This is a genomic window from Ohtaekwangia sp. (assembly GCF_036568665.1).
Taxonomy (GTDB): Bacteria; Bacteroidota; Bacteroidia; order Cytophagales; family Cyclobacteriaceae; genus Ohtaekwangia.
Window position 1 is genome coordinate 18,466 of sequence record NZ_DATCSD010000012.1, and the last position, 23,811, is coordinate 42,276.

At 42.4% G+C, this 23,811-nt stretch carries 19 protein-coding genes; 5 read left to right on the forward strand and 14 right to left on the reverse strand.

Annotated elements, in window-relative coordinates:
* Nucleotides 1–130: 130 nt before the first annotated feature.
* The 7 genes from VIN08_RS00420 to VIN08_RS00450 form a co-directional block, all read right to left on the reverse strand.
* Entirely contained in the window at nt 131–1,264 is a 1,134-nt protein-coding gene (locus VIN08_RS00420) for a glycoside hydrolase family 26 protein (protein WP_331958548.1), read from the reverse strand.
* Between the two features lie 172 nt (nt 1,265–1,436).
* Entirely contained in the window at nt 1,437–2,666 is a 1,230-nt protein-coding gene (locus tag VIN08_RS00425) for a glycoside hydrolase family 26 protein (RefSeq protein WP_331958550.1), read from the reverse strand.
* A gap of 285 nt (nt 2,667–2,951) precedes the next feature.
* Nucleotides 2,952–4,013, reverse strand: a complete 1,062-nt coding sequence (locus VIN08_RS00430; protein ID WP_331958553.1) for a cell shape determination protein CcmA — start codon at nt 4,011–4,013, stop codon at nt 2,952–2,954.
* Nucleotides 4,014–4,041: 28 nt separating this feature from the next.
* Nucleotides 4,042–5,610 carry a RagB/SusD family nutrient uptake outer membrane protein gene (locus VIN08_RS00435; protein WP_331958556.1) on the reverse strand — a complete coding sequence of 523 codons (1,569 nt, stop codon included), beginning with the start codon at nt 5,608–5,610 and terminating at the stop codon, nt 4,042–4,044.
* Nucleotides 5,611–5,631: 21 nt separating this feature from the next.
* Nucleotides 5,632–8,790 (reverse strand): TonB-dependent receptor, encoded by a 3,159-nt coding sequence (locus tag VIN08_RS00440; RefSeq protein ID WP_331958559.1) that lies wholly within the window; start codon nt 8,788–8,790, stop codon nt 5,632–5,634.
* Complete coding sequence (locus tag VIN08_RS00445; RefSeq protein ID WP_331958562.1) at nt 8,784–9,278, reverse strand: hypothetical protein; 495 nt, start codon at nt 9,276–9,278, stop codon at nt 8,784–8,786. The genes VIN08_RS00440 and VIN08_RS00445 overlap by 7 nt, the downstream gene beginning before the upstream one ends.
* A 15-nt stretch (nt 9,279–9,293) precedes the next feature.
* Nucleotides 9,294–9,443, reverse strand: coding sequence for a hypothetical protein (locus VIN08_RS00450; protein WP_331958565.1), 150 nt, complete (start codon nt 9,441–9,443; stop codon nt 9,294–9,296).
* A 277-nt stretch (nt 9,444–9,720) separates the two neighbouring features.
* Between VIN08_RS00450 and VIN08_RS00455 the strand changes: the two genes are divergently transcribed.
* Nucleotides 9,721–10,191 carry a peptidylprolyl isomerase gene (locus VIN08_RS00455; protein WP_331958568.1) on the forward strand — a complete coding sequence of 157 codons (471 nt, stop codon included), beginning with the start codon at nt 9,721–9,723 and terminating at the stop codon, nt 10,189–10,191.
* Between the two features lie 227 nt (nt 10,192–10,418).
* On the opposite strand, the gene VIN08_RS00460 is transcribed toward VIN08_RS00455, so the two are convergent.
* Nucleotides 10,419–11,528: a LysM peptidoglycan-binding domain-containing protein gene (locus tag VIN08_RS00460; protein ID WP_331958571.1), complete on the reverse strand. Its 1,110-nt coding sequence runs from the start codon at nt 11,526–11,528 to the stop codon at nt 10,419–10,421.
* Nucleotides 11,525–12,307: a DUF4905 domain-containing protein gene (locus VIN08_RS00465; RefSeq protein ID WP_331958573.1), complete on the reverse strand. Its 783-nt coding sequence runs from the start codon at nt 12,305–12,307 to the stop codon at nt 11,525–11,527. Before VIN08_RS00465 ends, VIN08_RS00460 begins: the two co-directional genes overlap by 4 nt.
* A 75-nt stretch (nt 12,308–12,382) precedes the next feature.
* Here VIN08_RS00465 and VIN08_RS00470 point away from each other — a divergent pair, with 75 nt between their 5' ends.
* Both VIN08_RS00470 and kdsB read left to right on the forward strand, forming a co-directional pair.
* Nucleotides 12,383–13,711, forward strand: coding sequence for an NfeD family protein (locus VIN08_RS00470; protein WP_331958576.1), 1,329 nt, complete (start codon nt 12,383–12,385; stop codon nt 13,709–13,711).
* Between the two features lie 2 nt (nt 13,712–13,713).
* The gene (gene kdsB, locus VIN08_RS00475) at nt 13,714–14,460 is read left to right on the forward strand and encodes a 3-deoxy-manno-octulosonate cytidylyltransferase (protein ID WP_331958579.1); all 747 of its coding nucleotides are present in this window, start codon (nt 13,714–13,716) and stop codon (nt 14,458–14,460) included.
* Nucleotides 14,461–14,548: 88 nt separating this feature from the next.
* On the opposite strand, the gene VIN08_RS00480 is transcribed toward kdsB, so the two are convergent.
* Complete coding sequence (locus tag VIN08_RS00480; RefSeq protein ID WP_331958582.1) at nt 14,549–15,415, reverse strand: phosphate/phosphite/phosphonate ABC transporter substrate-binding protein; 867 nt, start codon at nt 15,413–15,415, stop codon at nt 14,549–14,551.
* A 62-nt stretch (nt 15,416–15,477) separates the two neighbouring features.
* The gene (locus VIN08_RS00485) at nt 15,478–16,311 is read right to left on the reverse strand and encodes a phytanoyl-CoA dioxygenase family protein (protein WP_331958585.1); all 834 of its coding nucleotides are present in this window, start codon (nt 16,309–16,311) and stop codon (nt 15,478–15,480) included.
* Nucleotides 16,312–16,429: 118 nt separating this feature from the next.
* On the opposite strand from VIN08_RS00485, the gene VIN08_RS00490 reads away from it, so the two are divergent.
* On the forward strand, nt 16,430–17,224 hold the full coding sequence (locus VIN08_RS00490; RefSeq protein ID WP_331958588.1) for a glutaminyl-peptide cyclotransferase: 795 nt from the start codon (nt 16,430–16,432) through the stop codon (nt 17,222–17,224).
* A 317-nt stretch (nt 17,225–17,541) separates the two neighbouring features.
* On the opposite strand, the gene VIN08_RS00495 is transcribed toward VIN08_RS00490, so the two are convergent.
* The 3 genes from VIN08_RS00495 to VIN08_RS00505 all read right to left on the reverse strand — a co-directional run bounded on the left by VIN08_RS00495 (nt 17,542) and on the right by VIN08_RS00505 (nt 21,873).
* Entirely contained in the window at nt 17,542–18,051 is a 510-nt protein-coding gene (locus VIN08_RS00495) for a YfiR family protein (protein WP_331958591.1), read from the reverse strand.
* Nucleotides 18,052–18,056: 5 nt separating this feature from the next.
* Nucleotides 18,057–20,033 (reverse strand): TonB-dependent receptor plug domain-containing protein, encoded by a 1,977-nt coding sequence (locus tag VIN08_RS00500; RefSeq protein WP_331958594.1) that lies wholly within the window; start codon nt 20,031–20,033, stop codon nt 18,057–18,059.
* A 223-nt stretch (nt 20,034–20,256) separates the two neighbouring features.
* A complete protein-coding gene (locus VIN08_RS00505) occupies nt 20,257–21,873 on the reverse strand; it encodes a DUF4139 domain-containing protein (RefSeq protein WP_331958597.1) in 1,617 nt (538 codons plus the stop codon).
* A gap of 186 nt (nt 21,874–22,059) precedes the next feature.
* Here VIN08_RS00505 and VIN08_RS00510 point away from each other — a divergent pair.
* Nucleotides 22,060–23,811, forward strand: a 1,752-nt coding sequence (locus tag VIN08_RS00510) for a PAS domain S-box protein (RefSeq protein WP_331958600.1), incomplete at its 3' end; no start/stop codon positions are given.

Here is a 23,811-nt window from a genome sequence, read left to right on the forward strand (position 1 = left end):
AGATCAGTTAAACATTGTTTGCTTCTCATCGGGCACACATACAGCGATGTATACCTGAATCGAGCCTGAAATATCGGTATTCGGATGATAATTTCTTACTGCCGGTATACGCTGTTTTTTTCTGATCCGCTTATTTCACCAAAGGCTTATTCCAATTGTACATATTCTGAATATCCGCTTCAAAAAGCGAACGCTCGTCATGGAAGAAGCGAATAAAATCCGGAGCCGATGTGTGCCCGGTATAGGGCGCATAATGATGTTTCTCGTTGGCATTGCGCCACACCATAAAGTAGGCCACCTGTATATCAGTGTTGGCTTTGAGCGGTTCGAGTATTACACCGGTAAACCACTGCGGATTGGTAATACCTTCCAGTCCTGTTTCGGTGAGTGCCGCTACTTTATTTTTCTCTTTGGCAAGATCGGAGATCGTGCGCATCACCGCGACAAAATCCCGTTGCTGTTCTTCGGGTGATTTTTTATTCCAGGTTACGCCTACATCCATATAATCGTCAAGCCCCAGTATATCTACATAGTCATCGCCCGGGTAAGCATACATATAGGATCTCTTTGCATCCTCCAGGTTCATGCGACTGCGATCGGGAGAAAATGCGTAGATCAGGTTGTGCAGTTTCTTTGTGTCGCGCAGATAGGTAATGGTAAACTTCCACAACTGTATATATTCTTCTTCGGTACATATACCTTTCCCCCACCAGAACCAGTTTCCATTGTGCTCGTGATACGGGCGGAAGATGATGGGTATAGCGGTATTGCCATCTTTACAGTTCTTCAAAAACTCTGCGACTGCATCCAGCTGCTGAACAAAGTAAGCATGTATTTTGCCACCGGGCAGTATATCGTATACCGCATGCGTTGTATCCCAAGCGTTCTTTTTACTCACCGGGTTATCTACGTGCCATGATATTGTGCTGATGCCTCCACGTTTGTACGTCTCCAGCACCCACTGATGAATCTTCGCTATATATTTATCTTCACCCGGCTTGCCTATATTACCCAGATCCCAGCCATGTATAGCGGGATATTCACCACATACATCTTTTACATCGGAGCGGCCGGGTTCGTCTTTCCACTTTACACCATAGGCATCACTATCCTGGTGGCCGAATAGAATTCCGGATGATCCTATCTTTTTCAGATTTACAAAGAGTGCTTTTGTTTTATCGGTAGCATTCTTATCGATCAACGCTTGCGCAGATAGCAACAACGAACCTGATACCAACGCTGAACAAATCAAGATTACTTTCATATATCTAATATACTTTGTCATAATAATTATACTATAGTATATTCTATAGTGTTGAAAAAAGATGCAGGAGTTGCTCATCTAAAAAGCATTGCTCCTGCTAAAATGTTTGTCAAGTGTTAAAGTAAAACTTCACTTTTTATTTCTTCACAACAGAGTTACTGACAGGGAACTATCAATTTGAAATGATATACATATCCGGTAATTCATTTTGCAACAATGCTTTTGGCTTATTGGTAAAGTCAACAAAATCAGAAGCGTTAGAACATGATGGTGCAGGAACAAAATAATTATCGCCCGCATTACCCCAAAACATAGCAAAAGCTATTTCAATGTCATTTGCTGTAAGAGCATTATAAACATAATTTGAAAACCATCCGGTTATCGGTGTAGTGGATGGTGTTATCTGATAGCCAGTTTCAGACATAACTGCAATTTTTGTTTTCTCAATTGCCAAATCCGATATAATTTTTAATTTTTTATTGGCGAGGTCAGACCCCGTCTGTCCTTTGCCCGCGCCCAGGTCGCCATAGTTATCCATGCCCAGAATATCAACATAATCATCACCCGGATATCGGCTTAGATACTTATCCTTTGTATCATAACTGTTATCTGGCGACAGTGCATACAAGACATTATGTACTCCTTTTGTATTTTTCAAATAATCAACCGTAAAGCGATATGCTGTTTTAAATTCATCCGCTGTACAAAAGTCGGCTCCCCACCAGAACCAACTTCCATCATACTCATGGAATGGTCTGAATATTACCGGAATCAATTCTCCGTTTGTTCCTTTCAGGTTATTAAAAACAGATGCAACTTTATCTAATTTCTTTTTATACCATTCATGGTTCTCTCCTCCTGGCAAAATACTTTTGAAGGCTTTTGCTCTCGCATCAGCAGTCATGTCAGATACATAAAAGGCTTCTTCCTTATAGGGTTCACGTATGTGCCAGCAGAAAATATTTATCAGCCCGTTGCTATACGCTTGCTCAACATGATTTATAATGTTCTCTTCCTGTTGGTAAAACCAATTATCACTTTGACCTGTATTATTCTTATCCGTAATAAACATAAAATCTGATCCTAATAAAGCAGGGTCGTTACCGGTTGTCTTTTTTATATCAGACATGCCTCCGGTATTTTTATAGAATCCATCAAACGCATCTTGCTGGCCAACAGCAAAACTGGTTTTAGCCATCACTTTTAAATTATAGAACAATGCAACTGTTTCGTCTGTCGCGTTCTTATCCACTATATACGTTTTTACATTTTCCTTGGTAAGCGATACTGGTGTAGTGGGAGTTTCAGGTTGAGGCGTAACGTCAGTGTCCTTGTCTTTCGAGCAAGCCAGACAAAGAAACATTGGGATTACCCAAACGGCAGCTAATTTACTCTTTATCATATAAAAATTATTCAACTTCTACATTTATAGATCTACATTCTCTGATCAACATAAGTACTTCAACCTCATAAGGCGTTGTTGATACTACCAACGCTTCAGGTATGACGATATGTTTAAAGGACACATACAATGAATAGCGCCAGTATAACTCTATATATACCTATACATTTACTCCTTTAAGGCAAAATCATAAAAAAATTTGAGGACTTGTACCACTATCATTTTATAGAGAACGAGCCGGTCTACGTAAGCCTGCAGAACTACGTTCTGCAGGCTTGGACAATTTTATTTTATCAAGATCACATCATCTATATAGAAGGTTTCATCCTGATCATCCGGTCCCTGAATTCTCCATCCAATCTGATTCCAGGCTGTAGTATTATTCTCACCAAAAATTTTCAAACTGCTTACCTGAAGTTTATAGTAAGTCCATACGTTGGCGGGTACAACAATTTTCTTAAAATCATCAAATGTATTGAAGGTTCCCGGCTGCGCTGAAGACCACACATAAAGCGTATAATCTTTCGATGCACCTTTTAACCAGAATGACAAATATTTGTACCCGTCATTCGATATATTATCCCATCCGAATCCGTCCTGACTCCAGTTACCTTTAGCGTATCCAAAAGACAACGAAGCAGTTCCCGACTTAAACTGTGTTGTACTAATGGAGGATGGCCCCCATGATGCATTTTGGAAAGCATTACCGGAAGGATTTATACCATAATCATCCGTAAATAATTGCACAGCATTGTCAATGGCTACAAATGATTGTGTAGTAGCCGCGGGGCCGGCAGCATTCGTAAGTGTTAAGGTCGATTCATAAAAATCGGCATCAGGTTGTGGGAATTTTACAGTGAGTGTTGTCGCACTTTTATCAACGATTTCGAGCTCAGTAGTCGTCCCCGTAAAAGTAACTTTCGTTACATCGGCCAGGTTTTTACCTGTCAGTATAATTTCAGTATCCTTCTTGAAATTATAGTCTGAAACATCATTAATCGTTGCTAAACCTAAAACAGTAAATGGTACTGTAAATGTTTTACCGGAAGCATTTTCAAAAATGATATTCTGTTGGCCAGGAACGGCATCAACCGGTACTCTGAAAAGAATGGCGCCATCGGTGTTAAAGGTTGAAGTAAAGGAGGCGGGCACATTTCCATTTTCAAATGTAATTTTCATAATGTCCTTTAAGCCCGATCCGGTAACAGTCAAGAGAGATTTAGCAGCCGCAGACTCTGGTGAAATCTGCGCAACAGATGGAGAGACTTCATCGTCTTTACAGGAGGTCAGGTATAGTGCTCCTGCAACCAAAACCATCTTGAATATTATATTTAGATAATTCTTCATAGTTGATATTTTAACTTTCGAAAAAGGTTTACTTATAATATGGAACAGCAGGTTCTCTTAGCATAGGACTAGCTGTTAAATCCGTTTGCGGGATAGGCAAAAACATTTGGTCAGGAGAACTTAATGTGACTTTTTCACTTTGAAGTTTACCATTGAAGTCATACGAACCACGCTCTTGGTTGCTGATTATTTCCTTGGCTTTCTCAAATCCCTGGCGTTGAATATCAAACCAGTAGTCGCCTTCAAAGGCAAACTCATGTCTGCGTTCTGTCAGTATATCGTCTTTGGTTATTAATGTTAAATCCGGTAAGCCAGCTCTCGTTCTTACATCGTTTATGGCATTTAGTGCGGCCCCATCACTGGTAGACCCATCATTACCCAGCGTTGCTTCTGCATATATCAATTCAATATCAGCATATCTAAGTATATATGTACAAATATCAGTTGAGGTGCCATTTACATTCTCACCATTAGAACCTGGACCAACAACATATTTCATTGCATTGGCACGTGAGCCATTTTTTGTTTTGAAGGCTTCATCACCGCCTATAGATGTAGTATCATAAGTATATCCATTAGGGAAATTTATATTTGTCCAATCCTTTCTAAAGAATCCTTGCTGCATAATTGACCAGCCTTTTCTTTTATCCAGAGGATCGTATGATTCTATCAGGTCTATAGTAGGAATTACAGATCCCCAACCTGCCCCGGTGGTTGGTTTCAGTAAAGCCTGAGTTCCGCAGTAAGCCTGAATCGGATTTCCAATTGAATATCCTCCCGCTGCAATCCATTGCCATGCAAATAATGATTCAACATTATTGTTTGCCTTTGAACTCGTAAACATTTCATTGTAGTCTGGGTAGAGTGAATACTTTTTAGAATCAATTACTAACCCGGCTTTGATTTTAGCATTTGCATAATCTCCCATATAGAGGTAAACTTTAGCCATCATACCAGACGCAGAGAGATTTGTAACTCTCCCTTTCTGACTGGCCTCATTCGCCAGGTTAGCTTCTGCATACTGTAAATCTTCCAATACATATCTTAATACATCAGCCTGCAGATAACGAGGTGAATCAAATACACCGGAAGAAGCAAAAGCAACCGGGTCATCAACAATAGGTACATCACCAAAGGCTCTGGCAAGAAAGAAAAAAGCAACCCCTCTCATAAATCTGGCTTCAGCAATACCCTGAATCAGATAAGCCGGATCAGATACTTTTGCCTTCTTATTTTCAAGTGTTTGAATTAGTGAACTTGAGGCTCCAACAACAGAATATAATGAAGCCCAGCTGGAAGCAACTAAAACATCACTGCTTGTAAAAGTAAACTTATTGTATACCAACCCTCCGTAATTTGGATCATTAGCCGTGAGCATATTACCGCCCAGTGCCTCCCCTATAGCATGGAATGCTTTATCCTGATAATCGTACCAGACCTTATTATATAGCAAGCCAGTAGCACCATTCACCTCTGCAGCCGTATTATAATAATTCTCTTCTGTCGGGTTATTCTGTGAAGGTCTCTCCAGGAAAGACTCGTCACAGGATGTTACCACTAAAAACAGTAATAACGATACTATATATATATACTTCATCTTTTTATCTTTAAAATGTTCTTAGAATACAAAGTTACCTCCGATAGTAAATGTTCTTGGATTCGGATAATGCCCATCATCGATGTTCATATTAAACACGTTATTGTTATAGGCACCTATTTCAGGATCGTATCCTGAATACTTTGTGAATGTTTTCAGATTTTGCGCAGACACATAAACGCGTGCAGATGTAAACTTGGTCTTGTTTAAAAGAGCGCGAGGAATATTATATCCTAAACTTACATTCTGAATTCTCAAATAAGAACCACTTTCCACATATCTGTCGGATAACCTTCTGTTGTTGTCGTTCCATTGATTGTAGCGAGGAATAGTTGCATTCGGATTTTCAGCCGTATACCTGTTCAATACATCAGTCGACTGGTTCAAATATGAATTGTAAAGACCTTCTGTAAGACGTTTTGTATAATTCAGAATTTTAGCTCCATAACTTCCCGTAATTAATATAGACAGGTCAAAACTTTTAAAGCTTACAGTATTGGTCATTCCATAGGTAAACTTTGGAATAGGGCTGCCTATATTTGTTAAATCAAGGGAGTTAATTACACCATCGCCATTTATATCTTTGAAACGAATATCACCTAAGTATATACCTTGCGGGCCAACAGCTAATTGATTATTACTATTTGCCGAACCAAATGCATCCAATTCTCCTTGTGTACGGAATAGCCCGTCTGTTTTTAAACCATAAAACGAACCGACTGCCTGACCAGAGGGAGAATTAGTTACCTGAATGGCATTGCCATATTCTCTGTATGCCGGTTGTGGTACTCCACCATTATCGTTCAAAACATTTTTGTAATGCGTAAATATGAAATTGGTTTTCCATGTGAGAGAACCTTTGCTGATGTTATTCGTGGTTAAAGATATATCTATACCGGTGTTGGTCATTTTTCCGGCATTTGTAACCGGAGGTTGCACAGGGTTATAGGTATTACCAGAATTAAGACCGCTATATACAGGAAGTTTGGCCTGTACTAACATTTTTGTGGATACCTTTTGATATACATCCACACTAAAGTCAATAATGCCATTAAGCACAGTGGCATCAATTCCCAAATTTTTAGTCACTACAGACTCCCATTGCAAATTAGGGTTACCCACATTGAAGTTCTGAGCACCGTTTCCAAATGGACTGATGGCAACTAAAGATACGTTCGTTACATAAGCGTTATTCTGGTTGGCCGTATTGGAGTTACCAACAGATCCGATCCCTGCTCTTAATTTTAAATGATTAATAACTGAAATGTTTTTAATAAACTCCTCTTCTGAAAGCGTCCATCCTGCCGATACTGCCGAGAACACACCCCATTTTTTGCTAGGACCAAAAGAGGAAGAACCATCTCTTCTTATTGAACCGGATATACTATATCTGCTATTAAAAGAATATAGTGCTCTTGCAAAATAGGATTCGTATGCTGTAAGGTATTTGCCTCCGCTTATTGTTTGGTTGGTTGCAGACCCAGCGTTTATAGACTGTAAATTATTGGTAAGATTCTGTCGTGATGTAGTAATCTGGTCAAAATTACTTAGCGTGGATTCATGGCCTGCTACAACATTTACATAATGCTTGCCAAATGTTCTATCAAAGGTCAGGTAGTTTTTCAAAGCCCAGAACAATGCTGTTGTTCTGTCTTCAACTAATTTACTTGGGGATAATATAGTTGCTCCTGTAGTTGTATTCTGTACAAGCGGTTGAAATGCTGAATTTTGACCAAGGTTAAAATCATAGTTTACTTCATTTCGAAAGGTAAATGACTTCAGGAAATTAATGTCAGTATATAGAGAGCCAAACGCTTTATACTGTATCGCTCTTACATTTCGCATAGTAGCCAAGGCTACCGGATTATTGGGATTACCAAAGTTGCTACCTCCTATATTTGATACCGAAGCGAATTGTCCATCGAGCCCTCTCACAGGTGCTGCAGGACTATTGTAAACTGCCAAACTAATAACCGCATCTGATCCATCAGTCAAAGTAATTTTCTGATTTGACTTTGAGACATTAAGGTTAACACCGGTTTTAAGCCAGGGCTTTACCTGCTGATCTATACCTAATTTTATATTAAACCTTTCGAAATTAGAGCCAATTACAATCCCCTCATTCTTATAATAATTAAAGGAGGTATAGTATGTGGTTTTGTCTTTGCCACCAGAAAAAGACAATTGATGATTTTGAATTGATCCTTGTTGAAAAATTTCGTCTTGCCAATCTGTTCCTCGTCCAAGAACAGCAGGATTCTTAAATTCAGCTAATGTGTCTAAACTATTACCTGCAGCTCTTATTTCAGGAACCAGTGAGTTTTGATAGCCGGCATACTGCTTCAAATCCATTAAACTTAACTTTTTCCTTAGCTGCTGTATCCCATAGTATACATCGTATGTAATTTTTGGTTCACCTGCCTTGCCAGACTTTGTTTTAATTAAAACCACTCCATTTGCACCGCGTGCACCATATATAGCTTGCGCGGATGCATCTTTTAAAACATCTATAGATTCAATGTCATTTGGATTAATCGCTGCTAACGGACTCTGTACATTTTGTCCGGCCATTCCTCCGAGTTGGTCTTGCGCTATACTACTTCTGCTTCCATTTAAGATCACGCCATCCACTACATATAAGGGCTGGTTTCCATTAACAGAAGTGATGCCTCTTACATTTATGGAAATGCCTCCTCCGGGCTGACCGCCATTACTGGTTATTGTTACGCCAGCAACCTTGCCCTGTAGGGCCTGATCTATACCTGCAACCGGTAAGTTCTTAATATCTTTTTCAGATACAGAAGATATAGATGATGTAACGTCTGTCTTTTTAACAGAGCCATAACCGATAACGACAACTTCCTGTAATGTAGATACGTCTTCTTTTAATGTTATTGCAAGAGAAGTCTGATTCAACACAGCAATTTCCCGAGGCGCATAACCAATAAAAGAGACAACCAGTATATCATCGTTATCAGCTTCAATAGAAAATGTGCCATTTACATCAGAACTGGTTCCAACCGTTGTTCCTTTTTTAATAACATTTACGCCAGGTAATGCTTCACCAGTCTCATCCGTAATTTTTCCTGTTACAAGCCGGCTTTGCGAAAAAGCAAACGTGTGGCTTAATAGGAAAAATACGGAAGCAATACATAAGCTTCGGTAGATTTGTTTTAGCATAGATTTTGGTTTAGAGTTTTTGTTTCTGTCGAATCGTAAAAACCTTCGGGATGAGTTGACATCCATCCTTTCAGGCAATCATTATTAACCCCATGGTTAATCACATCTGCAATTGAACCTTCATATAACTTTCGAGAATCGATCGATTCATTTATAAAAATGGAGGACTTATAATTCGTCAATAGCTTCAAAGCAGACACACCTTCGAGCAGCACTATATTTACTACTGATCGGCTTCCTACAACAATTTCTTGTGTGCTACATCTGATGCAGCTTACAACGAACTGAGCATTTTGAGGTACATCCGATCCTACTCTACCAGCAACAGTACCAATGGTTGCTCCACCGAGAATCGTCTCCACACGTGCATCTTTAACCACTCCACTCATGCTGCTGGTTTGTGCGTATACAAACCGCCCCGGCAGAAGCAAGCCTGCCAACAGCCAGCCCAGCCGCGTCAGATTACCTGATAATGATTTTCTTTTCATAAAGGCGTTATTAGGTTATAGAAATATCCGCAGGAGCAGCAGCATGGAGGCGATCAGCACAATGCCCAGGAGCATTTCCAGGAACAGGAGCACACGTACCTTTTTCAATTCCTTGTGAGAAAGTTTTTTGTTGGACGATAATGCTTTGGCGATCCGATGCAGCACACTTTTCAGGGGTAAATCTGTGCTGAAAGGTGAGGGTTAAAATCTGTTTAGGAGGGTGTCAAATCATCCAAAAACGCAGGACAAACGTTTCCGATATATGCGTAAATGCGAACGTGTGCGGTAACTCACAAAAAAATGTTGGGCCTATATCCTTTTCAAAAAATCGTGAACGTAAGCCGATAAAAGAATGTACTTTTGAGTGAACAACAGAGAACCTGCCTTCCCTTTATCCCGGAACAACACGCTCTCTATGGCTAACATTTAATATTATTTTCACATGCAAATCACGAAAAACAAAGTAGCCGCGATCCACTACACTCTTCGCGACAATGAAGGAAATGTAATTGATACCAGCGAGGGACGCGATCCTCTCCACTATCTGCACGGTGCAGGAAATCTGATCATCGGTATGGAGGAAGGACTGGAAGGAAAAGTGAAGGGCGATAAATTACAGTTGAAGATCTCTCCGGAAAAAGGCTATGGCGAGAAAGATCCGGCTATGATCCAGCAAGTGCCACGCTCTGCCTTTGGCGACCAGGAAGTGCGTAAGGGTATGAAGTTCTCAACCAATCACGGCAATGTTGTTACGGTAACTGAAGTAGGACTTGAGTCGGTAACAGTAGATGCCAACCACGAACTGGCCGGTGTTGAACTTAACTTTGATGTTGAAATTGTAGATGTACGCAACGCTACAAACGAAGAAATCACTCACGGCCACGTACACGGTCCGGGCGGACATCATCACTAAGATATAGTTTCGATTTTATATACTGTGAGCTCCAGGTGGTATGTTGGCCATTGGAGCTCACATTTTTTTATAGATACGTTATCGGTTATTCATTAGTAGTTATCCGTCAATCGCGAACAGTGTTCTGTGTCATCGCGACCAACTTCAGCATTCCTTAATCGGTATTCCTTGTTCGATATTCAATTTCGTTATCAGTCGTCTATACTAATAACGAATAACACTCACTTCTATTTATAGTATGTTACCTCCACTCGGAAGCGAGGATCGATAGCACCCAGTCTATCAAAAGCAGATTTAGAAATTTTAATAATCAGCTTATCGGTAAGTGCAGTATCGGGAAGTTTACCCATTACACGCACAAATACTTCACGGTTGTTGAGTTCGTTCTTTACTTTCAGAATAGTACCTACGGGTGCTGTGCGGTGTAAGGCTAAATATTTTCGGTTACCATCGGTTCCTTCAATCAACTCGGCTATACCTTTCTCTAATATTTCATCGCCATTCTTTACTGATTCTGAAATGCGAATGGTAGAGGACGATGACTGTTGTTGCTGCGTTGTAGTTTTGGTTGACTCCACAGGTGGCGGATCGTTCTTAGGAGTATCATTCTTTACCGGCTGCGTAGTAGAAACAGAAGTCTGATGATTTACAGGCTGCTGCGTTATTACCGATGTATCTTTCTTTTGCGTCAGTTGCCCATGTGGCTGTCGCACTACAACGCTCTGACCAATGCTCAGTTCATCATTCTGCAGATTGTTCCACTCCTTTAATTGCTGCACAGAGATGTTATACTTATTCGCAATGGAGTAGAGCGTTTCTTTCGCCTCTACCACATGCTGCCCCGAATTGTTATTGCTATTGTTAGCAGGAGGCGTAGCGATCGTTGCCTGCGATGTATTGGCTGCGTTGGCAGTATTGCGTTTACGAATCACGATCTCCTGCCCTACAGACAAACTATTATCAGCAAGATTATTCCATTGCCTGATCTCATCTACCGTAACGCCATACGCTTTGGAGATAGAGAACATAGTTTCCTTCGCGGCTACTACGTGAATGATTCCTCCTCCGGTTGATTTGCCGGAAGTGGTATTTGTACTCTTAGGAGTATACGGCACTTTTAAAATCTGCCCGATAGAGAGACCTGAGCTTGCCGAAGGATTGTATTGCACAATAGCATCTACCGTAGTGCCATAGCGCCTGGATATAGCATACAGTGTTTCCTTTTCGCCTACCTGGTGCACTACAAAGATTTTTCCGTTCACTGTTTCAATTCCCAGTGAATCCTGAGCGTGCGGCTGAAAAAATAAAGCACCCGCATATATCAATACATTCATCATAAAAAATAACTTATCAGCTCACATTTATTCTTCACGAAAATTACGCATCCTGCAAGGATGAAAAAAGTATCCTGACCGATTCCTTTCAGGGACTCATCCAGTTTTTCATGCAGTAGCATTTCACCGTCTAACGACAGCACCAACAAATAGTTGGCCAGACCACTCTCCCGGGTATAACAGGAAATAAAAATCCTGCCATCATGTTCCAGATACTCCAACGCAGCAACCGGCAATAAATTTAGTCGCGTCTCCAAAAATGTTTTCACTGTTGTGAAATACGGAGTTCCTTCTGTATACAACGATGGCTTCCGAAAATCGGCAGGCAATTTCTGTGGTGCAGTGGGCCATTCACCAGTCAGTTCTTTCCCCGTTTGCATATCCAGCACAACTTCTTTTGTACCCAGATTGGTAGAAACGCCTCTTACATACGAGTCATGAACAGACGTGATGGCAAAGTCATTCTTCCACCACTGCAGCTTCATATCCTTCGCGCTATACGCAAGCAAACCTTTCCTGTCAGGATTTGATGTTTCGAGGTAGATCGTGAACAACAGCATACCATTGGAAGCAGCAACGAGGTTTACCCACCACGTTTCTTCCAACACTATATCCTGCCACAGAAATGTATCTGTTTTATACTGCCAGGCGGAAAACGATACTTGTTTGCGTTGATGATCGCGCACTTCCATAATGATAACCTCCTCTTCGGGCATAACAACCGTATTCCATACGATGCCCGGAAAGCGATGCGAAAACTTACGTTTGAGAGTACCGTTCAACTTCGTTTATATTATCTAATTTAGTGCAAGTATAGATGATAGAAATCTGAGGGCCGAAGATTGGAAAATAAATTCATGAAGAACCTGTCACTGATATTCCTGTTCTGTTGTACACTGCTCTCGGCAACCTGTGTTGCGCAGCAGCATGTAATGGTGATGGAGATCAAAAACGAAATTGATCCACGCATGACGCGCTATGTAGGACTTGCACTGGAACACGCCACGGAAACAAACGCCGATATCGTAATCATTGAAATGGATACGTATGGCGGTGTGCTGACGGATGCCAAAGATATAGTGGACAAGATCATGGCATTTAAAAAACCGGTGTGGGTTTTTATTAACTCTGATGCTGCTTCTGCAGGAGCGTTGATCTCTATTGCCTGCGATAGTATTTATATGTCGCCCGCGGCAAGTATTGGTGCTGCTACCGTAGTGAATGGCAATGGTGAGAAAGCTCCGGATAAATATCAATCCTATATGCGTTCGATCATGCGCTCTACAGCGGAAGAAAATCATCGCGATCCGAAAATTGCCGAGGGCATGGTGGATGAAGATGTTGTGATAGAAGGCATTAAAAAAGAAGGACAGATTATTACGTTCTCTACCACCGAAGCGTTACAATATGGCTACTGCGATGGTAAAGTGGAGTCGATCGAAGAGATCTTAAAAAAGAACAACATTACATCATACGAACTCGATTACTATAACCTGGGTGCTACTGATAAGATCGTAGCGTTTTTTCTGAATCCGTTTATCAGTGGTTTGCTGATCCTGGTAATTATTGCCGGTATATATTTCGAAATGCAGGCACCCGGTATAGGCTTTGCCGGAGTTGCTGCGTTAATGGCTCTGATACTATATCTGGTGCCATACTATCTCAATGGTCTGGCCGAGAACTGGGAGATACTCGCGTTTCTGATAGGACTTGCGCTGATAGGTGTTGAAGTTTTTATACTTCCCGGATTTGGTGTTGCCGGTGTAGCAGGCATTACACTTACCATCGGATCGCTCGTGCTGATCATGATCAACAACAAGGCATTTGATTTTGAGTTTGTACGCATGCACGATATACTGCTGGCACTGGCAGCAGCGATTGGCGGCATGCTGGGAGGAACTATACTTTTGTTTGTAGGTGGCGCACGACTCGCCAACACGCGCTTTTATAAACGCGTAGCACTTACCGATACACAAGACCGTGCACAGGGTTTTACTTCGGGTTTCGCAAAAGAATCTTTAAAAGGCAAGCGAGGTATAGCCCATACGGTATTGCGCCCCAGCGGAAAAGTTATGATCGACCATGAGCTTCACGATGCCTTTACACGCGGAGAATACATTGAACAAGGAGAAACGATTGAAGTGGTAGACAGTGAAACAACCTCTTTACGTGTAAAAAAAGTATAAGCATGAAAATTTTAGGAATTATACCAGCCCGCTATGCATCCACACGATTTCCGGCTAAACCTTTGGTAGATATAGCCGGCAAGTCTATGATACAACGGGTATATGAGCAGGTAAAGAAAACATCCGGTATAGCATCTGTTGTTGTGGCGACTGATCACGCAGAGATATTCGATCACGTGAAAAAATTTGGTGGTGAAGTGTGCATGACGAAGGAGAGCCATGTTAGCGGTACCGATCGTTGCTACGAAGCGTTAACATTACAACCTGGTCAATTCGACTATGTTATCAATATACAGGGCGATGAGCCCTTTATTCAGCCGGCACAGATTGAATTGCTGGCGTCTAAACTGAATGGGCAAACCGAAATTGCTACGCTGATCAAAGCGATCGATAACCCCGAACAACTATTCAATCCAAACCTGGTAAAAGTAGTGATCAGCAAACTGGGCGAAGCGCTATATTTCAGTCGCTCCACTATACCTCACATTCGCAATACACCGGAAGCCGAGTGGCTCGGTAAACATACCTTCTACAAGCACATCGGTATGTATGCTTATCGTACAGATATACTGGAACAGCTCACGCGCATCTCCGTGTCATCACTCGAACGGGCAGAATCACTCGAACAATTACGCTGGCTCGAAAACGGCTTCAAAATCATGGTTGCTGAAACGAAAGCCGAAACAGTAGGCATTGATACGCCCGAAGATCTGAAACATGCATTGAGCATGTTATCGGGTGGAAAATAGCGATCGTATTTTACAGGTATATAGCTCGATTTTCGTTCGTGTCGGGTGGGAACACCTGACACCACTACAAACACCACTATATATATACCTATCGCGTAACGCCCATTACCTGGCGCAGAGAATTATAGTCAGCATCCGATGCTTTTACAAAACCTTCTGTTCCATACAAGTCGAGCAGCATCTGCTTTCCTTTTGGTTCCTGGGCAAGTTTTACCAGCGCCATATATAGTTTGCGTGCTGCTTCTGTGTCAAAGTTTTTAGAGAATACAATCGGGTCGTTTGGTATAGCATCGGTCTTTACCAGTGTTATTACCTTCTGGTCTACATCCGGATATTTATCTTTCAGGCGCATGCGGGCATCGCGCAATGTGCCATCCGTAGCAGGCGGTGAGTAAAAGGCCGCACCGGCATCTACTTTACCTTCATATACCAGTCGCACTACCTCATCGTGTTTCTTCGCGAAGATCTCTTTGCCCGGCTGCACGTTATTTTTCTCTAATATCTTCCGTGGGTATAAATAACCAGACGTTGAGAGCTCATCGGTATAAGCGATGGTTTTGCCTTGCAAGTCTTTTACGCTTTTAATACCAGACGATGCGCGGGTAAGTATCTGTCCGTAATATACCGAGTGCCCAAAGCGCACGGTACGCAGTTTTACAACAGCACCATATTTCTTGTTGGCCAATATATAGCTCTGGCTGCTCATAATGGCGAACGAAGAATTATTCGCACCAAAGTAATCCACCATCTCATCGTACGATGCAGGGATAACCATCTTGATGGTCATGCCGGTTTCCTTCTCCAGGAACTCTTTGATGAACGTACCATTCTTGTTCAGCAGTTCTGATGATATAGAAGGCGTCAGGTAAAAATTGATAACACTGGTTTGTTGTGCTGCAACGGTATGTGTCAACCCCAAAAAAAGCAGGGAGAGTAAAAAGATAAGGTTTCTCATGCGAACGTATTAACGGTTATAGCTTATAATTATATTTTTTAAAACAGGTAATGAGAGAGTTCTTATTCAAGAGTATATAATACGGGATTCAATTTTCCATTAGCAACCGATCCCACGGGTAGCGCATCCAGCCACGTCTTCCAGTCATTGGTGCGGTAGCTGTTCGTTGGTTCAGTTATACATATATCTTTATCCATATAGATCATCGTCATCACCTTGCGTGGTTTTTCAGAAGCGTTAACGCCTGCACGGTGATAGGTCCAGCCGGAATGAAAACTTACTTCGCCTAATTCAAAAGGAGTTTCATGTATTTCAAATTGTTTCAATGCCTGCGTCAGCATCGCTTCACTTTCATCGCTGATCTCTTTATCGCGACCTATTGCTATATGCTGACTTGCTTCTGCAAAAGCGAGTGGACCCATTTCTAAAGGAGTATCCTGCAACGGTATCCATACTGTAATGGTATTGTCGTTAGAGAGTGGCCAGTAAAACTGGTCGGCATGCCATGGTGTTATACCTCCGGAAGGTTCTTTATAGAGTGCCTGATCGTGATAGAGCCTCACACCTTTTACACCCATCAGTTCTGTTGCTATACGCGCCAGTCGTTTGCTAAATACAAACTCACGAATGGTGTCGTGCTCGCGCCACAAGTTCATCACCTGCAGAAAAGCTTTTTCGTACGTAGTACGCTCTTCCATCGGTTTGGTAAGCTTGTTGAGGCGAAACACCGCATCGGTAATGATGTTGCCATACCAGGTGAGCAATGGCTCACTCAGTACATGCTTTAATTTTATATACCCGTTATCATGGTAAAAACGCACTGCGTTGACCGGCAGCGCATAGGGAGCTTCCAGCTCCCGCAGGAATTGTTCATGATCGGTATGTGGGGTGGCCATACGTCTGTTGTCAGTAAAGATAGCCACCTATTTTCAATGCACCTACCAATCGGAAAGCAAACTCCTTTTGGAGTTACCAATAATTTTATTTCATTTCGAAGTAAAATCACAAATGCGAATGAAAAATCATTTTTTCAGTCTTTCCATTGCACTGGGTTGCCTGCTTGTAATATCATCGTGCAACAACAGGAAAGAGGCTGATACAGAGACAACTCGCGATAGCCTGGCTATACAATATTCCATTATCAGCACGCTGCCACACAACGCAGAAGCGTATACGCAAGGTCTTACCATCTATCAGAATAAAGTGCTCGAGAGCACCGGACAAAATAATCGTTCATGGATTGCTGAGGTAAATCCTGGCTCAGGTCAGCATGATAAAAAAGTGATCTTACCCGGTCAGTATTTTGGCGAAGGCATTACGGTAATGAACAACAAGATATACCAGCTCACTTGGCAAAACAAAGTTGGCTTTGTATATGATGCGCACACCTATAAACAACTGCGAGAATTTACGTACGACACCGAGGGCTGGGGCATTACTAACGACAACAAGAACCTGATCATGAGTGATGGAAGTGAGAAGATATACTTCCTGGATACAGCTACACTAAAACCGGTGCGCACCATTACCGTGATGGATGGCGGAACGCGTGTAAAAAAACTGAATGAGCTGGAGTATATCAACGGCTATATTTTCTCCAATGTATACGAGACGAACTGGATATTGAAGATCGATCCGAATACAGGGAAAGTTGTGGGCCGTATGGACTTCTCTCCGATCGGTAACGAGATTCGCGCCATGTATCCGAGTGCTGATGTATTGAACGGCATTGCTTACGATGTAAATTCAAAAGCGCTGCTGATCACCGGAAAGCTTTGGCCAAAAGCTTACCTGGTTCGTCTGCAATAAGTAGCGGTAGCTGTTCGCATCAAAAATAGGGTGCCGTATATATACACTCCATCCTCTATCAAAAGAAATCATACTCCATTGATTGGGAAGATAGGCACTCAATTTACCTAACATTTTTAGCACATTCCATAGCCCGCTCCCGGGCCGCGGGGCCCCGCATATTCCATCTGGTCTGCATCCAATCCACACATGCCACGCCACGCCAAAGATTGGATGAGGCCCAGCTGAAACATGCTGGAAGATTTTAAATTCAACGATGGATATATTTTTCAACTACGGGTTAACAATCGGATATATATAATTCCCAAAAAGACCGATCAGATGGAAGCATTAGCCAATGCCGTGAGACTTTTCGATACGCGGATCTGTCGCTTCTCCAGCTCGGTGTTGTTGATGTCGTAGCGCAGCGTGCTGTTCTCCATAATCACAAAGCTGAAGCCTGCACCTTTTTTGAAGAGACCTTCGCGCTCGCCTATTATCATTACCGGTTTACCTTGTGTAGCCTTCACCACATCATCAAGCGAGCCGCTGCGGTTATCAGCTATATATATAATATGAGGTTGCCCTATATCGGCTACATTATCTACCTGTGTAACTTTTACTGTTTTTCCGTTTACGTTCTTGCCGTTCTGTTTCATCAGTTCATCAAATATCTTCGACTTGCCGAATACGGTGATTTGCATTTCTGCATTCTGTTCCGGCCATGACGAATACTTGGCAATGTTTATCACAAACAAAGAATATACCTGATAATTGGTTGTTTGCGCGTGGGCAGATGCTGTAGCCAGCACAACTGCAAGAAGTATAGAGTATCGGAGGGTGCGCATATTTTTTATCGTGAGAAGTTGATCTGATACGAAAGTTTAACAATGTATTCGCGGCTTCTGCCAGAGATCGGAGCAAAGCCTCCATTATACGCTTGCGGAATAGCCGGGTGTTGATTCAGTATATCATACGCTCCTACACCTGCGGTGAGTCCGGGTACTATATCTTTATAGTTCAGAAAAGCATTGGCTATCACATACGGGTCAAGCGCTGTGCTTACAGCATTTCCTTCATCGTCAGTTGTCGTGTAGGCATACCGTGTGCTGGCATAAATAAAGGTCGGGTTGATCGTTAGCTTCGGCGTGATGTTGAAGTTTGTATTCAGCGTAATCTTGTGCGAAGGGAAACCTACATATTGCTTGCTGGTTTGGTCTACGCGGTATATATCTACCGTATTACCTTTTATGGCCTGGCTGAAGGAATAGGTAAGGTTAGCATACCAGCCTTTCTGGCGAATGCTATAAACAAATTCAATTCCTTTGCTACCGCTCTTGTGGAAGTTCTCATACCATTCCTGGAACGACTCATCTTCACCGGTAGAATTATAGATCAATACGTTGCGTGTGCTGATGCTGAATGCGTTTATAGCGAGCAACATTTCCGGTGTAAACTGATAACCAAGTTCTACTTCAAACACATCCGATTTTTCGGGTTTGATCTTTCCGCCCAACGCTATATTAATATTTTGCAGGGATGGTGCACGGAACGCCTGACTATATAATACCTTGAAATGGAAGTTCTCGATTTTTTTGGTTAATGCTAAACGCGGAACGAATGCACCGCCATAGCGATTGTTCTTCTCATAACGAAAACCAATCGTAGCATTTGCCAGGCGATGCTTAAAAAGTCCCTGCGCATAAAAAGCAAAGTTCGATAGCGTCAAAGAGCGCGCTCCTGAAAATGTACTAAGCACGGTTCTGTAATCGCCATGATCATCGAAATATATACCGCCAAAGTTTACACTGGCTTTGCGGGATATAGTATACTGACCATCTACCTGTGAATAGAATCGTGTAGCCACGGCTTCAAAGTCGGGAGTATTCGTTTCTTTATACCCGTACGACCACGGTATCTGTCGATAGAATTTTACCTGCGGAGTAAGTTTCAGTTTGTTGCTTACATTCCAGCTATAGCGCAGGTCGGTGAACAAATTCTTGAAAGAGATAAATACATGCGGATCGCTCGTTTCAAAATTCTCATACATCGTGCGGAACGAAAGATTTTTATACTTCAATCCCAGGTTTATATTGGTAGGATCGGCCTTTGACACCTTCGCCAGGTTCTCATTGGTATATCCTTGTATAGCATCACTGTGGTTCTTCTGATCGCTTACAATACCATAGCCTTTAAATGCGGAGAGATCCCACGAAAAGACATCTGATTTCTGCGCGGCCATCACGCCAAAATTTGTTCGCCCTACAGCATCGGCATGAAAGCCCCCGGTGCCATATACCGCTACGCCATTTAAACTCTCGGCTGCCTTGGTAATAATGTTGATCACACCATACTCGGCCGAACCACCATATATAGCAGAGCCAGGCCCGCGAATAATTTCGATGCGCTCCACTGCATCTACCGGAAAGCGATTGCCTACAGCGACAGACTGGTATAGCAGATCATTAAACGGTTGGCCATCCATCATCACCAGCACCTTGCCTTCGTTGGCCCAACTGCCACGCAAGCCTATACCCATTACAAACTGAAGGTCTTGCATAACATCAAAGCCCGGCACCAGGCGCAGCACATCGATCAGATCGCGCGCTCCGCTGTTCTGAATTTCTTCCGAAGTAATAACGCTAATGATACCGGGTGTCTCCCGCGAGGAAAGTTTTTGTGTTGATACGGCTACATTCTTGTTCAGTAATTTCTGCAAGTCACTTTCCGCAGTAAATGCGTTCAGGTTCAGCAGCGAATCAAGATCTTGAGCAGTAAGAGATGTGTAAGAGAAAAAGAAAAGAAACAGGTAGAGATGCCTCCATTGCATACTGGTAGGATTGGGGTTACAATTCTTCGGGCCTCTACTATAATTTCCGGGCCAGAAAAATAAAGTTTATTTACAGGTAAGAATCAGGGGGCTGATTCATTGGTCATCCCAAAGTAAGACTATTTTTTTTACTTCCGAAACAGCAAATGTATACTTCCTAATAAATCAGGGGCATACCCGTGGTAACAGGTATGCCCCTCTATATATTACTGTTAAGACATTATTAATAAAGTGCAGGAATTGTTCTGCCCTTCGGATACTTCACTTCGAATTTATATACTACTTTTTTGGTTTCGTTTGGCTGCAGCTTCATTTCCCACACAAGCTTGCCGGTATCTTTGTTCAGTTGTGCGCCTCCGGCATCGGTAGTAGATATTTCTATCTGACTGTTTTGAGAAACCGGCACCTGGTCTTCTACAACAATCTTTACGGCATCGGTCTTGGTATTGCGTACCGAGATTTCGTACGCATAGCTGTCGCGTTGGTTGGTACCTATTGCTTTACGCGAACTGAAATCTTTCAGCTTCTCGCGCTTCACTACAATACGTTTATCGCGGCCCAGTGAAACAGAGAGTGTATCTTTTATATTGTTAGGGTCGATGAATGTTTTGGCTACAAATGTACCTTCAAAGAATACATTTGCTTCTCCGGGCAACAGGCTAAATTCTTCCCATCCGGTAACACGCGCCATCAGAAATGCATCGGCATCTAGCTTCGGTGCTACTGAATATTCGTAGTCGGCTTTCATCTCGTGGTTATGCACATCCACAACGGTAGGCTTACTGGACGATGCTACGGTATAGGGCAACGCTATATCAAACACGGTGTTTAAGGTTGTTTGAAGCGTGCTCACAAAATTTGCTACTGTTGCTGCTTCTGCGGGTGCCGCGACTTCCTCGTCCTTCATACCCATCGCTGCTTGAGGCTCAGCTTGCATCACAGCCCCCTTACGTTTTACAGAGTAACTATACTGATACTGTGGCTGATCAAGATCCAGGTACCAGGTATATAATTCCGGCTTCAAACCTCCCTGATCCGGATTGGCTGTGGAGAGTCTCAGCTTCACATTCTTCCACTCCTCTCCTGTACTTTGAAATACATTGGCTTTATAGCGCAGTTGTATCGGACTCTTCGTGTTGACAGCGCGCAGATCGTATACCGGTTGCCAGCCAGCGTTTGCTACTATATAGCGTACGTCCAGCTCTACCGTTGCAGGTGCATCGGCACTTACACTCACCACGATCTCACTGGTGTTGCGTGCATACAGTTCGTTCTGCTCCTGTATCTGCTGTTGTATTTTTACCAGGCGCTCGTTGATCTTCCTTACTTTATCATCTTCCTTCATTTTTGCAAGGGTGATCTCACTCAATCGCTGGCGGAAGAAATCGGCCATACCTTTCAGCTCTGCAACGGTGAGATTCTGATTCGCGCCACCAATCTTCTGGTTGCTCAGCACCATCTGCTCTTCTTTATTCAATATCTCCTTTTGAGTCTGCTCCAGTATCATTTGTCGTTGCAAGTAGTCGGCAGAATCTCTCAGCACGCGAAGTGCTTTGGGTATATTTAATTCGCTGAGGTAATTCTGCTGATGCGCTATGCCGAGAATAATAAAATTACCTTTACCTGCCACCTGTATACTTTGCTGATCGAGCGAAGAAGGCAATCCTGTAAGCACAATATCCGTCTTCCCCGATTCAATGTGTGTTCGCGCTTCGCGTTCTACCTGTGCCTTGTTCAAAAATACGGTCACGTTATTGATCTTCGAATCAACGTTCTTCTGTTGCTGTGCTGCAAGCGGATAACTCAACAGCAACATGAATGCTAGCCATGCTTTATTCATATCTGGTTTAATTTTTTACTAAGATGCCGGTGTAAATATCTTTCCATACGAAAACCCGGAAAAACTTTACAGGCTACCGTCCGGAGAATTGACACAGATAAATTAAGAATAAAATCGTTATCTTTTGTAAGTCGTAACACCGCATCCTCTCTCTCACCCCTTTGTGCATTCTAAACAGTTGACGAAATGTTTAAAAAATCAGGGCAGTCGTTTAAAATTACGATCGTTTATGTTCTGCTGGGATTTAGCTGGATATTGATCAGTACGGCTGTACTTAATTCATACTTTAAACAGGATGCCGCGCAACATATTAACATGATACAGGCTTTGGTTCGCCTGGCGTTCATTGCGTTCTCTGCGGTGCTATTATATATACTCATCAACCGCTTTCATAAAACACTGCAGCAAAAAGTAGATGCGTATGGAAAGCTCTTCCAAAAAAATCCCAACCCGATGTGGGTATATGATCTCGAAACATTGTCGTTCCTCGCAGTGAACGAATCGGCTGTTCGCGAATACGGATATACCCGGGAAGAATTTTTATCAAAGACTATAAAAGACATTCGCCCGGCAGAAGATATACCACGACTGCAACATGCTGTGTTAAATATTCCAAAAGGAATTTATTCGTCTGGTATATGGCGGCACATACGGAAAGATGGTGAGGTTATATGGGTTGAGATCACATCGTATGCTATGGATTGGGAGGGTAAAAAAGCAGAGCTCATCCTCTCACACAACGTTACTGAACGTGTAAAATTCGAGCAGCGTTTATATGAATTGAATTTAACGCTGGAAGAAAAAATTAAAGAACGCACGCGCCAGCTCGATGATACGAATCACGAACTCATCGCTATGAATGAAGAGCTGGTAACAACCAACGAAGAATTACTCTCTACCAACGATCAGCTTTCTGCTGCGCAGGATAAAATACAGGAGCAGGCCGAAGAATTGGTTCGGCAAAGTCAGCATAAACTCAACAGTATATTAAGCACTCTAAAAGATATGGTGTGGTCTGCCCGGTTTACCGGCAATAAACAGATAGCCATAGAATTTGTGAACAATGCAGCCGAAGAAATATATGGCTATACACCACAGGAGTTTTATGAGAATGAAAATTTGCTTCGCGATACAATAATCGCTCCGGATGAAGATGCAATCATCAACAGCATGCATATACAGTTGCTGGAAGATCATTATACAGAAGCCGAACATAAAATACTTACCAAGCAACGCAGGCAGAAATGGGTTATCAGCCGCATCTGGATGACGAAGGATTATACCGGTGTGCCTATACGCCTGGATGGTATCATTACCGATATAACGGAACGCAAGCTGGCCGAGCACGAACTTATAGCACAAAAGGAAATGCTGCAACGACTTATTGATAGCTTACCACTCATTATTGTGTTGCTCGATCCCACAGGCAGAATAAAATTTACGAATGATTCCTGGCAAAACACTTTACACTGGACAAGTGACGAGGCTGCTGAGCGAAATATACTCTCCGACTTGTTCCCAAAGGAAGAAGAACGAAAAAGAGTTATCCGCTTTATGCAGGCTGGCGAAGGACTGTGGAAGGATTTTAAAACCACTACCAAAGAAGGACTTGTTATCGATATCAACTGGTGCAGTATCCGACTGTCTGATCAATCCACCATATGTATAGGCCAGGATATAAGTCAACGTAAAAAACAGGAAGAAGAGAAAAGTAAAATCCTTCAGCAACTCGTTAGTCACAATAACGATCTGCTGCAATTCTCTTTCATTGCTTCACACAATCTTCGCGGGCCTGTAGCTACTATGCTGGGACTTTCGCAGCTGATAAAATTACAACCTACTGAAAACAACGAGCTCGGATTTTTACTGCAGCATCTGTTCTCATCCGTAACGAAACTGAATGAAGTCACGCACGATCTCACTAAAATATTAGAGATT

Coding starts and splice junctions, on each gene's coding strand:
- VIN08_RS00420 (WP_331958548.1), bottom strand. CDS start 1,264: ATGAAAGTAATCTTGATTTGTTCAGCGTTGGTATCAGGTTCGTTGTTG.
- VIN08_RS00425 (WP_331958550.1), bottom strand. CDS start 2,666: ATGATAAAGAGTAAATTAGCTGCCGTTTGGGTAATCCCAATGTTTCTT.
- VIN08_RS00430 (WP_331958553.1), bottom strand. CDS start 4,013: ATGAAGAATTATCTAAATATAATATTCAAGATGGTTTTGGTTGCAGGA.
- VIN08_RS00435 (WP_331958556.1), bottom strand. CDS start 5,610: ATGAAGTATATATATATAGTATCGTTATTACTGTTTTTAGTGGTAACA.
- VIN08_RS00440 (WP_331958559.1), bottom strand. CDS start 8,790: ATGCTAAAACAAATCTACCGAAGCTTATGTATTGCTTCCGTATTTTTC.
- VIN08_RS00445 (WP_331958562.1), bottom strand. CDS start 9,278: ATGAAAAGAAAATCATTATCAGGTAATCTGACGCGGCTGGGCTGGCTG.
- VIN08_RS00455 (WP_331958568.1), top strand. CDS start 9,721: ATGCAAATCACGAAAAACAAAGTAGCCGCGATCCACTACACTCTTCGC.
- VIN08_RS00460 (WP_331958571.1), bottom strand. CDS start 11,528: ATGATGAATGTATTGATATATGCGGGTGCTTTATTTTTTCAGCCGCAC.
- VIN08_RS00470 (WP_331958576.1), top strand. CDS start 12,383: ATGAAGAACCTGTCACTGATATTCCTGTTCTGTTGTACACTGCTCTCG.
- kdsB (WP_331958579.1), top strand. CDS start 13,714: ATGAAAATTTTAGGAATTATACCAGCCCGCTATGCATCCACACGATTT.
- VIN08_RS00480 (WP_331958582.1), bottom strand. CDS start 15,415: ATGAGAAACCTTATCTTTTTACTCTCCCTGCTTTTTTTGGGGTTGACA.
- VIN08_RS00485 (WP_331958585.1), bottom strand. CDS start 16,311: ATGGCCACCCCACATACCGATCATGAACAATTCCTGCGGGAGCTGGAA.
- VIN08_RS00490 (WP_331958588.1), top strand. CDS start 16,430: ATGAAAAATCATTTTTTCAGTCTTTCCATTGCACTGGGTTGCCTGCTT.
- VIN08_RS00495 (WP_331958591.1), bottom strand. CDS start 18,051: ATGCGCACCCTCCGATACTCTATACTTCTTGCAGTTGTGCTGGCTACA.
- VIN08_RS00500 (WP_331958594.1), bottom strand. CDS start 20,033: ATGCAATGGAGGCATCTCTACCTGTTTCTTTTCTTTTTCTCTTACACA.
- VIN08_RS00505 (WP_331958597.1), bottom strand. CDS start 21,873: ATGAATAAAGCATGGCTAGCATTCATGTTGCTGTTGAGTTATCCGCTT.